Origin of the sequence: Streptococcus orisratti DSM 15617 (assembly GCF_000380105.1) — a bacterium.
GTDB lineage: Bacteria > Bacillota > Bacilli > Lactobacillales > Streptococcaceae > Streptococcus > Streptococcus orisratti.
Genome location: NZ_KB904453.1, coordinates 1 through 12,107 on the forward strand (window position 1 = coordinate 1; position 12,107 = coordinate 12,107).

At 37.6% G+C, this 12,107-nt stretch carries 9 protein-coding genes; 8 read left to right on the forward strand and 1 reads right to left on the reverse strand.

Annotated elements, in window-relative coordinates; translation table 11 throughout:
* The coding region (locus A3I7_RS0102325) for a helix-turn-helix domain-containing protein (protein WP_018375175.1) at positions 1–175 on the reverse strand (175 nt) is incomplete at its 3' end.
* Positions 176–359: 184 nt separating this feature from the next.
* Here A3I7_RS0102325 and A3I7_RS0102330 point away from each other — a divergent pair.
* From A3I7_RS0102330 to A3I7_RS0102370, 8 genes are all read left to right on the forward strand, one after another.
* Entirely contained in the window at positions 360–1,739 is a 1,380-nt protein-coding gene (locus tag A3I7_RS0102330) for a PTS transporter subunit EIIC (RefSeq protein WP_018375176.1), read from the forward strand.
* A 62-nt stretch (positions 1,740–1,801) separates the two neighbouring features.
* Positions 1,802–3,208 (forward strand): glycoside hydrolase family 1 protein, encoded by a 1,407-nt coding sequence (locus A3I7_RS0102335; RefSeq protein ID WP_018375177.1) that lies wholly within the window; start codon positions 1,802–1,804, stop codon positions 3,206–3,208.
* An 8-nt stretch (positions 3,209–3,216) separates the two neighbouring features.
* The gene (locus tag A3I7_RS0102340; protein ID WP_018375178.1) at positions 3,217–4,446 is read left to right on the forward strand and encodes an alpha/beta hydrolase; all 1,230 of its coding nucleotides are present in this window, start codon (positions 3,217–3,219) and stop codon (positions 4,444–4,446) included.
* A 154-nt stretch (positions 4,447–4,600) separates the two neighbouring features.
* Positions 4,601–6,028 (forward strand): PTS transporter subunit EIIC, encoded by a 1,428-nt coding sequence (locus tag A3I7_RS0102345; protein ID WP_018375179.1) that lies wholly within the window; start codon positions 4,601–4,603, stop codon positions 6,026–6,028.
* A gap of 8 nt (positions 6,029–6,036) precedes the next feature.
* On the forward strand, positions 6,037–7,449 hold the full coding sequence (locus tag A3I7_RS0102350) for a glycoside hydrolase family 1 protein (protein WP_018375180.1): 1,413 nt from the start codon (positions 6,037–6,039) through the stop codon (positions 7,447–7,449).
* 59 nt (positions 7,450–7,508) lie between these two features.
* Positions 7,509–9,719 (forward strand): AraC family transcriptional regulator, encoded by a 2,211-nt coding sequence (locus tag A3I7_RS0102355; RefSeq protein WP_018375181.1) that lies wholly within the window; start codon positions 7,509–7,511, stop codon positions 9,717–9,719.
* A gap of 176 nt (positions 9,720–9,895) precedes the next feature.
* Entirely contained in the window at positions 9,896–10,996 is a 1,101-nt protein-coding gene (locus A3I7_RS0102365; RefSeq protein WP_018375182.1) for a Gfo/Idh/MocA family protein, read from the forward strand.
* 29 nt (positions 10,997–11,025) lie between these two features.
* Entirely contained in the window at positions 11,026–12,096 is a 1,071-nt protein-coding gene (locus A3I7_RS0102370; RefSeq protein WP_018375183.1) for a Gfo/Idh/MocA family protein, read from the forward strand.
* The last annotated feature ends 11 nt before the right edge of the window (positions 12,097–12,107 follow it).

The following is a 12,107-nucleotide window of genomic DNA, read 5'->3' on the forward strand; positions in this document are numbered from 1 at the left end:
GGCTTTCCTCTAGCCCCTCAATACCAGATTCTTTGTACTTCCGAACCCAGTTCGATAGGGTGTCTTTAAACACACCATGGTGCCTAGCTAACCAGCTAAGTGATTTCCCAGCTTCCAAGTGGAGTAGAACAATTTCTAGTTTCTCAGAGACAGACTTTGGACTTCTTTTGGACATAATAAAACTCCCTTTATAGTTTCTAGTGAAAATTTTTGTTTTTTCACTGTCCACCATAAGGGGAGTATATCATTTTTAGATATAACAGATTAATTATTTTTTATTGTTAAGATAAAAATTAAGAAGAAAGCTCTGCTATTTTTCCGTAAAATAAAGGCATCAAAAAACAAAGAGGAGATAAGCTATGGATTACAAAAAGCTTAGTCAAGACATTCTAGCTAATGTCGGCGGAGAATCTAACATTGAGTCAGTGACGCATTGTGTTACAAGACTACGTTTGAAATTGAAAGATGAGTCTAATGCAAATACCGATGTCATTGAAAATCTTGATGGTGTTATTGGTGTTGCTAAGGCCAGTGGTCAATATCAAATTATCATTGGGAAAGAGATTGAGAATGTTTATCGGGCATTCTCGGAACTGTTTGAGCATAGCAAACTTCAAGGTGAAGTTGAGGCAGACCAACTACCTGAAAAACCAAAAGGAATCAAGGGCTATTTGAATAACGCCCTAGATGTCTTCATTAGCTGTTTTACTCCCCTTATTCCAGTGATTGCTGGTAGTGGGATGATTAAGGTTCTGTTGTCGCTTTTAGTAACCTTTAAAGTTTTGGACTCTAATGACTCAACCTACCAGTTGCTTAATATGATTGGTGATGGTGTTTATTATTTCTTGCCAATTCTAGTTGGTTACACAGCAGCTAAGCGTATGAATGTGGATATTTTTATTGGTATGGTTTTGGGAGCTATTCTTGTTCATCCAACCTTGTTAAAATTAGCAGGAGATAACTCTGCAACTTACACAAGCTTGGCTGGTTTACCAGTGAAAATTGTTGATTACAGTGCACAAGCATTGCCAGTTATCTTGACTGTTTGGCTGGCTAAATATGTTGATACGTTTACCAACAAAATTTCACCAAATATCGTTAAAATTTTCTTGCGTCCAATGCTAACTTTACTGATTACAGCACCTATAATGCTGGTTATTATTGCGCCACTTGGTAGTGTTCTGGGAGATTATTTCCAAGTTTTCTCAAACTTGATGAATCAATGGGGCTGGATTGCTGTTGGTTTGAACGCTGCCTTATTCCCACTTCTTGTCTTGACCGGTATGCACAATGCCTTGATTCCACTAATCATCACAATGTTTGCCTCACAAGGTTTCGATGCCGTTTTGATTCCATCGGGTCTGATTGCTAATATTGCTGAAGGTGCTGCAGCTGCTGCAGTCGCTGTAAGAGCTAAAAATAAACGGACGAAGAGTTTGGCTGCTTCTGCGACAGTTTCTGCCTTAGTAGGTATTACAGAGCCAGCTCTTTATGGTGTTAACCTTCGTTTCAAACGTCCGTTCTATGCGATGTTACTTGGTTCTTTGGTATCAGGGTGCCTTGCAGGTCTTTTACACCTAACAGCCTATAGTTTTGTCAGCCCTAGTCTTTTATCTTTGCCTATCTTTATTGGTAAAAATAGCAATATCGTTACAGCTATTATCAGTGCAGCCCTTGCTTTTGCTGTTACCTTTGCTATTACCTATGTTATGGGATTTAATGAAGAACAAAATACGTAGGACTTATGTGAAATGGGATATTAGACTAATATCCTGTTTCCTTTTTTGGAAGGAGGAAGAAGATGAAAACAAATTTTTTATGGGGAGCTTCTACAGCAGCAAATCAAGTTGAAGGGGCCTGGAATGAGAATGGCAAGGGGGTCAGCGTCGTTGATGTTTTGGCTCAAGCAGAGCATTTTCGTGAAGAGACGAATGGAGTGCTAGAGGGACGTTATTACTCTTCTCACCAAGCAGTTGATTTTTATCACCATTATGAAGAAGATATTGCTATGATGGCAGAAATGGGGATTAACTCCTATCGTATGTCAATTGCTTGGACGCGTATTTACCCCACAGGATTAGAAGATGAACCCAATGAGGCTGGCTTGGTTTTCTATGATAAAATTTTTGATTTGCTAGCTAAGTATAATATTGAACCAATTGTGACGATTTCACATTATGAACCACCGTTTGAGTTGGCACTTCGAGGTGGATGGTCTAATCGTAAAATGATTGATTATTATCTAAAGTATTGTAAGACACTATTTGAGCGTTATCAAGACAAGGTGCGTTATTGGTTACCGTTTAATGAAATCAACTGTTTGTTTGTACCTTTTGGCATTATGACAGCAGGTGGAGTATTTAGTTCAATTCATTCTCCTGAGAACACATTGCAGCTTAGGATGCAATGTTTGCATCATCAGTTTGTTGCGAGCGCAAAAGCCGTGAGGCTAGGCAAAGCTATAAAACCAAAATTTCAATTTGGTTGTATGATAGCATCTATGTTAAATTATCCCTTAACACCAAATCCTGAAGATGTGCGGTTAGCAGATAAAGAAAATCTTGTCAAAAATATGTTTTGTAGTGACGTGATGATCAGAGGAGAGTATCCATACTACATAGAAGAATATTTTGTAGAAAATCAAATCCAAATTCAGATGGAGGATGAAGATAAATCTGTCTTGAAACAGGGAACCGTTGACTTCTATTCCTGCAGTTACTATATGAGTTATTGTATAGGTATTGATCCAAATGCAAAAGTTGTAAGTGGCAACTTATTAACTGGACTAAGCAATCCTTACTTGGTAGAGAGCGAATTTGGCTGGCAGATTGACCCAAAAGGTCTGGAAATTTTCTTGCACCGTGTCTATGACCGCTATGGGTTGCCAATTATGATTGTAGAAAATGGGCTAGGTGCCCGTGATGAGTTAGTTGAAGGGCGGGTACATGATTCCTACCGCATTGCTTATCTTAGAGAACATATCAAAGCTCTGAAAAATGTGATCTCAGAAGGCGTTGACGTGATTGGTTACCTTCCGTGGAGTGCTATTGATCTTATGGCTCTCTCAACAGGAACGATTGATAAACGCTACGGTTTTATCTACGTTGATGTAGATAATCAAGGCAAAGGAAGTTTCAAACGTTGCCGCAAAGATTCTTTTTATTGGTATCATGATGTGATTGCCTCTAATGGTGAAAATTTGGATTGAGGAGAATCATGAAAAAATATGTAACTTTTGCAACAACTTTGTGCTTGGTATCAGGACTCGCTGCTTGTCAAAATGATAAAATAGCAGAAAGTGTGGATGTCACAGGCACTTACTCAGCTTATCTCCAAGGAGACGATTGGGGAGAAAGTATCAATAAAATTACTCTTAAACTGGATAAGGAAATCGACGCTTCAACGATTTCCGGAGATGATTTCTTGATTTCTGAGAAAAAGGAAATTTTCAATTGGATGGAGCCTGAGAGAGGTCTTGTTGAGACAGACTTTGATCGAACAGTTATTGAGGCCTATGCTAGTGATGAAAATGGTGAAAAGCAGGACAAGAATAGTGATTATTTAACGATTGAAATGACAGTTGGTCCAAATGATGGCCGCTATTTCATACAAGCTCCGTATTCACCAACTAGTCAATATCCAAAACTTTATGATGTCACTGTTAAGCTTTCTGAGGATAGCGATTTGACAGGAGGAGGTAGCCAAGTGACGTCATTAGACATTAATCCGAAGATGACGAACTTATCACATTCTGCAGAGGAATTTATGCTAGACTCTTATCAAGCAAGTGATGGCACTAAGTATCAATATGCTTATTCTGAACCTGATGAGGACAGCGATACCTTAGTGGTTTGGCTCCATGGTCTTTTGAAAGGTGGTAAGGAAAATACGGATCCTTATATCAGTCTTTTGGGAAATGAAGCCGCAAACCTAGCGAAAGAAGATTTTCAAAAAACAATTGGTGGTGCACATGTCCTAGTACCTCAATCTCCAAGTTTCTGGATGGATAAAAGTGGTAACGATGAGTTGGTTGATGGGCGTATCGTTTCAGACGGAACTTCTCACTACACTGAATCACTCCATGAATTGATTGCGGAGTACAAAGAAAAAGTTGGTGCTAAAAAAGTCATTATCGCAGGCTGCTCTAATGGCGGTTATATGGGGATGATTTTAGCTAGAGAATACGGCACAGAATATGATGCTTACATGCTACTTTGTGAAGCTATGGGAGATCAATTTGTCACCGATGATGATATTGAGAAACTAAAAGATTTGCCACTCTACTTTGTTTACTCTAAAGACGACACAACAGTTATTCCAGAAGATAATGAAATTCCGACTATTGAGCGTTTGCGAGAAGCAGGAGCAAGCAAAATTCAAGTTACAGTTTATGACCATGTCAAAGACACCAGCGGACGGCTAACTGATGACAATGGAATTGATTAAATATGATTGTTCCAAAAAATCATTTTTACGATACTTTATAAAATTCAGTATAATTTATGATATATTTTTTCAATAAGTAGGTATAAAAAGTACTCTTGTCCCCTTGAGCTAAAAGCTATAATAATAGCATAATATTTCAAAGGAGCATAAGATTATGAAATACGAAAATCTTATCAATCAAATCGTTACAAATGTTGGTGGCGAATCTAATGTTGAAACTGTTGTTCACTGTGCGACACGTCTTCGCTTTGTTCTTAAAGACGAAAGCAAGTTTAATGCAGATGAATTGAAGAATTTGACAGGCGTCCTAACAGCTCTTCCGTCAGGTGGTCAATACCATGTGGTTATTGGAAATCATGTGTCAGATGTTTATAATGAGCTTGTATCAATGTATCCATCTATAGTTTCTAATGATCTTGCTCAAAAAGACCAGGAAGAAAAAGTATCTGACAAAAAGAAAAATCCGCTAGGTGTCTTCATTGATACTATTGTTAGTATCATGCTACCTATGGTTAATATCATGGCGGCAGCAGGGATTATCAAAGGGTTTGTTATTCTCTTTAATTCTCTAGGATGGTTAGCTTCTGATAGTGGTGCTTATAATCTCTTATATGGGGTTTCAAATGTCTTCTTCTATTTCTTACCTCTATTTGTAGGTTATTCAGCAGCAAAACGTTTCAAATTGGATGAAACAATAGGGATTGCAGTGGGGGCTATCTTCTTCTATCCAACATTAGTTTCCCTCTTGTCTAATACTGAAAATGTAAAAACTCTTTTTACTGGAACTATGATTCAAAGTAATGTAGCAACAGATTTCTTTGGTATTCCAGTTATCTTTAATGATTATTCAACGACAATCATTCCAACTATCCTATCAGTATACTTTACAGCAAAAGTTTATCATGCTTTCAAAGGGAAATTACCTGTCCTTGTTGAAAGTTTCGGAACACCACTTTTGACTCTTCTTATTTCTTTGCCAATTTCTGTTATTGTTATTGGCCCAATCGCGAATGTCATCAGTTCATTCCTAGCTAATTCAGTGATGGCTCTTTACAATATTAACCCAACTATCATCAGTGCTTTACTTGGCGGATTCTGGATTCTTCTTGTTAGTATTGGACTTCATAGTGCTATTGTTCCAATTGCTATTACAAACTTCTTTATCAATGGTTACGATGTTATCTTCCCAATGATTACAGCTCATGGTTTTGCCATTGCAGGTGCTATGTTCGCTATCGCACTTAAACAAAAATCTCAAGCTCAAAAATCATTGGCATGGTCAGCTGGTTTCTCAGCTTGGGTACCAGGTGTTATCGAACCAGCTCTTTATGGATTTATTCTTGAAAACAAAAAACTGTTAGCAACTATGTGTCTTATCTCAGGTATTGGTGGAGCTGCTGCTGGATTTTTTGGTGTGAAATTGGTTCAATTGGCACCAGGTGGTATCTTTGCTGTCCCAGGATTTATTGAACAAGGTGGTTCAGGTTTACCTGTAGGCTTGGTTGTTACAGTAGCAACGATTGTCTTGAGTACGATTGCAGGCTTTGTGCTCACACTCATGATGTATAAAAACGAAAAATAGGTGAAATTATGAAAGAAAATTTTTTGTGGGGAGTAGCCATGAGTGCTTCCCAAGCGGAAGGTGAAGCCTTAAAAGATGGTAAAGGCTTGGTTATGGATGATGTCGTAGCCAATGCCAACAATGAACGATACCAAGCGACAGCAGATATTGACATTGCCTTGGGGAAAACTTACGATTACTACCCAAGTCATCGTGCTATTGATTTCTATAACCGTTATCCAGAAGATATCAAGCGGTTTGCTGACCTCGGTGCTAAGGCCCTGAGAACATCAATTAACTGGGCACGTATTTTCCCAAATGGAACAGAAGAAGAGCCGAATGAAGCTGGCTTAGCTTTCTATGACAGAGTTTTTGATGAGTGTCTCAACTATGGCATTGAACCTGTTATCACTCTCAATCACTTCAACACACCTTTTGAATTTTACTATTCTGGAGGCTGGAAAAATCGTGAATTGATTGGTCACTTTGCCCGTTATGCTGAAACGGTCTTCAAACGCTACAAAGACAAGGTTAAATATTGGATGACCATCAATGAAATCAATATGATTTTGAGCCTTCCTCTGGTTGGTGGTCTAATTAATCCGACCAAAGAAGAAAATGTAATTCAGGCTAAATATCAAGGTGCTCATTATCAATTGGTAGCCTCTGCTCTGGCTGTTAAAATTGGTAAAGAAATTAATCCAGATTTCCAAATTGGCTGCATGATGGGAGCTGGTATGACCTATCCTTACTCTTGCAATCCAGAAGATGTCTGGGAAGCTTACCAAGAAAACGAAAAAGAATATGCCCTCATTGATGTTCAAGTTAAAGGTGTTTACCCTTATTCATTGACTAATAAGCTAAAACGTGAAGGTATTGAGCTTGATATAACTGATGAAGATTTGACAATTCTTAAGGAAAATACGGTTGATTTTGTTGGACTCAGCTACTATTCATCGCGTTTAACTGCAGCAGATAAAGCAAGTTTGCAACGTGCAGGAGCTAATCTTAACAGCACGCTAAAAAATCCTTACCTCAAATCAAATGATTTTGGCTGGCAGTCTGATCCACTTGGCTTCAGAATTACTTTGAACGAACTTTATTCTCGTTATCAATTGCCACTCTTTGTTGTGGAAAATGGCTATTCTGCACTTGAAAAAATGGAAGACAATAATCCAATCGAAGACGACTACCGTATCGATTACATTAGAGAACATCTTAAAGAGCTAAAAAATGCCATGGATGATGGTGTTGAGATTATTGGATACACACCGTGGTCAGGAATTGATATTATCAGTGCAAGTTCAGGTATGATCGAAAAACGTTACGGTCTCATCTATGTTGATCTTGACGATGAAGGTAATGGAAGTCTAGATCGTACTCCTAAAAAATCCTATCATTGGTATCAAAAAGTTATCTCTTCGAATGGAGCAAACTTATAAACTCATAAAGCAAGACAATTTGTTTTGCTTTTTTCTTTACTTATGGATAAAATACTTTTATGACTAAAACTAAAATTTGGGAAAATGTTTCCATCATACAATTAAAAGCAAAAGATGCTATTACAAATTTTACCGAAAATGCTAAGTTAGTTTATGTTCTCTCGGGAAAAATTGAGGTGGCTTTTGATGATTACACCATGACTTTTGGATTAGGTGAATTTTTTGTAGTACCTAATTTTACAACTGTCAAAATTTTGAATGCTGAAAGAAGTAGTCGATTCTATGCTATAGAATTCGCTTATTGGTCTGAAAATGAGGACAAGGGAAAGATAGACATTTTTGAAGGTGATTCAAAGAGTAAAGGGGAAGCCAGTAATTCAACCCTATCACAATCTTTAGGTAGGATGTTACGCCTTTATTATTTGGAAAAAGAGTCAGCATCTTACTGGGAGGTAAATGCCCTTTACTTTCAGATTATCAGTAAGTTGGAACAGAAGTATCTGGTTAAACTAGAAGGAAATAAGTGGCAACTATCAGTTGAAAATATAGAAGCTTATCTTAATCAGAATATTTCTGAGGATTTGTCCCTTGAAGGTCTAGCTGAGGTCTTCTATGTCTCCAAACAATCCATGTCCCGTTTCATGAAGAAGCATTTCGACAACACCTTCAGCAAGTATTTACAAGAGAAACGTTTTGAAAAATTTGAACTTTTATTAGCCACAAGTGATACTCCAATTAACAGTTTGGTTTATGAAGTGGGCTTTAAAAATCTCAATTCCTTTAATCGCTTATTTAGAAAAAAGTATGGTTTATCTCCCAGAGAATGGCGCCAAGAACATAGTAAAGAGCTAGTCGATAGCACCGGAACAGAAGAAAAAATAAGCTTTGATGATTTCCAATCCTTTATGGAGGCTTCAAAAAGTAATTTTAGTTTTAATGCTAGCCAAAGTAAAAAATCTCAGACCTCCAAGTATATTTGGAATCTCTTAAATCTTGAGGCTTTAGGAGATTATCAGACTTATAGGAAAATCAAGTTTATACAATCCAAACTTACTTTGGATACGCTGCGCTTTCCACTTGATTTACAGAAGAAGGAAGAGGTATATTTTGATAGTTTCCTGGATTTTTTAGAGGACAGGCAGATTAAGCCTTATATGGTGATAGAGTTATCAGATTCTATTGTCAATAATCGCAGTTTAAATTATTTAAAAAGTTTATATCAACGTTATGGAGCTAAACAATTCAGTCAATATTACATTGAATTCTGCAGTCAGGTAATCAGTCAAGAAACTGTTAGTGAGTACAAGCGCCTTTGTTTTGCCCTAAAACAAATGAGCTCAGACCTTCAATGTGGTTTTGGCGACTTTAATATCTATGCTGATAAAGACAAAATGGAACAACTTATGGGGTATCCTGATTTAGAAGATAGTATTGATTTCATCGCAATTGAAGCTTTGCCCATTGTCAAAGAACCTAGCCTATATTCATCAAGAGAGAATATCGTTCTAGGTTCAAATGTAAAAGCAATTTCACGTAAAATTGATGATTTTTTAGCTATTAGCAGAACCAGAGTTCCTTTTATTTTATCAGGTTATAATTTAACAGCTGACAATTTGGATGACATCAATGACTCAGCCTATAAGTCGGGGTATTGTTTGGCCTTTTTAGAACATAATGAAGATAAATTTGCAAAAATCGGCTATGCTAGTTTGCTAGATGATTGGAGTTTAGAACTGGCTAATTCTGCGGAATTTATTGGTTCATCTGGGCTCGTGACCAAATCTGGCTTGCCTAAGGTAGAATTATTTGCCTATGACTTTAAAAGTCGTCTACAGGATTACCTTATTGCCAAAGAGGATGGACTTATTTTGACCACTGATAGGGCAGGATCCTATACAATTTTGGCACATAATCATCAAAAGTTAACGGATTACTATTCTAGCAGTAGGGATATTAATCTTCATGAAAGTCAAAACTATGTTTTTGAGACTCAAGGGCGACATTTACAAGTTGAACTTACTAATATTCCAAATGGAACCTATCAGGTAACCTTTTCTATTTTAGGTCCAAAAGATGGTAATGCCCTTGACGAAGCTAGAAAATACACGGCTTTGAAACAATTTGATGTAAGAATGCTTGATTTTTTAAAGTTACGAATTCAACCAACTATTTACCAAAAACAGGTCCAAGTGCATGAATCTAAGTTACTTGAGAAGCTTATCCTCAAACCTTTAGAAGTTATCCTTGTTGAATTTAGGAGACTTTTGTAGTGAATAATAAAAAAGTATCAAATAAGTTGGTACTTTTTTATTTTGACTTTTTTATTTTTTTAAAAGTCTGTAAAAATGATGGAGTAGACAAGTTAAAAGTGACAAGTCATTTTCTTAGCTAAGGTCTATAATAATAAATGTAAACGATAACAAAACAAAAAAACGGAGGTCATCTCATGACTAAACTTAAATTCGGTATCATCGGATGTGGTGGAATTGCCAACAGCAAACATTTCCCAGCTCTTGCAAAACTATCTGACAAACTTGAAATCGTCGCTTTCTGTGACGTTATTGAAGAACGAGCTGCTAAAGCGGCAGCAGAATACGGTGTAGAAGGTGCTCTTGTAACAACAGACTACCGTGATATTGCTAACCATCCTGACATTGATGTTATCCATGTTTTGACACCAAATGTATCTCACTCAGAAATTACAGTTGCCTCACTTGAAGGTGGCAAACACGTTATGTGTGAAAAACCAATGGCTATCAACTATGAAGAAGCTAAAGCCATGCTTGATGCAGCTAAACGAACAGGCAAGAAATTGACTATTGGTTACCAAAACCGTTTCCGTGCAGACTCATTGGCAACTAAAGATGCTTGTGAAAATGGTGAACTTGGTGACATTTACTTTGCTAAAGCGCATGCAATTCGTCGTAAAGGTGTGCCAACTTGGGGCGTTTTCCCAGATAAATCGAAACAAGGTGGTGGCCCACTTATTGATATCGGTACTCATGCCCTTGACTTGACTCTTTGGTATATGGATAATTACGAACCGGCTATGGTTCTTGGTTCAACTTACCAAAAATTAAAAGATAATCCAATGGGGAATATGTTTGGTCCTTGGGACCCTGAAACTTTTGAAACTGAAGATTCAGCTTTTGGTCTTATTAAAATGAAAAATGGCGCTACTATTTTCCTTGAAGCTGCTTGGGCGCTTAATATGATTAACCCTAAAGAGGCACAAGTAACTCTTTGTGGTGACAAAGGCGGAGCTGAAATGTTTGGTGCAGCTTTCATGGACCAAGGATATGTTGTCTTTAACAAGGCTGCCCATGGTCAATTGGAAGAAACAAAACCTTCTGAAGCTGGTGGTGTCTTTGGATTTGCAGGTGCAAGCCTTGAGCAACGTGATGCAGAAGCACAACAATGGATTGATGCTATCATCAACGATAAAGAACCAATGGTTAAACCAGAACAAGCTATCGTAGTTACTCGTATCCTTGAAGCTATCTACAAATCAGCTGAAACTGGTCAAGTAGTTGTTTTTGATGACTAAGTAAGACGAAGCGGCATGAGGTAAGAAACATGACAGAAAAGAAACTACATTTTGGTATTATCGGTTTTGGTTTTATGGGGCAAACTCATGCCAAAATGATTACAGATGACTTAGAATATGCAGAGTTAGTTGCAGTTTGCGATATCAATAAAATGCAGTTAGAAAATGCCCAAGAAGGCTATGAAACTTATTTAACTGCGGATGAATTGTTGAAAAATGATGCTATTGATACGGTGATTATTGCTGTTCCTAATCATCTTCACTTGGAAATGGTCAAAAAAGTAGCTGCCGCTGGTAAAGATATTATCTGTGAAAAGCCAGCTGCTATGAATGCAGAAGAATTTACTCAAATGCAAAAAGCTGTTGAAGAAGCAGGTGTACGTTTTACTATTCACCATCAACGTCGCTGGGATAAGGATTATCGTATTGCGCGTGAGGTCTATCAAAGCGGTACGCTTGGCGATACTTATACCATTCAAAATAGTCTCTATGGCTTCAACGGTAATATGCATGATTGGCACATTTATCCAGAATTTGGTGGCGGTATGCTTTATGATTGGGGAATTCACCTCCTTGACCAAATGTTATTCATGGTTGAAAGCGAAATTGAAGTAGTTTATGCGACGGTAAAAAATATCATTAATAAAGATGTTGATGACTATTTCAACATTCAACTTCAGTTTAAAAATGGTGTAACTGGTCAAGTTGAACTGGGAACCTATTTTTTGAGTGATGAAGATGGCTGGTTTGAACGTCATTGGTTCCTTGGTGGTAACGAAGGCAGTGCCAAGATTGATGGTTTTCATCCACAAGGGAAGATTACACGTACAACTGATTTACTTCGTAATGTTCCTGGCCAAATTACTATGACGGCAGCTGGTCCAACACGCTCATTTGGCCCTGCGCCAGAGGGACGAATTGTAACGGAGCCACTTCCAGAAGTGAATACTCAGCACCGCGATTACTTTGATGCATACTATGATTATGTGACTGGCAAAGGTGACTTGGTTGTTAAACCAGAACAAATTCTTCGTTTGATGAAACTAATGGATGCTATCCGTGTGTCTGCTAAAGAACATCGTAGTGTTGCATTTGAATAAGGAATGAGTGA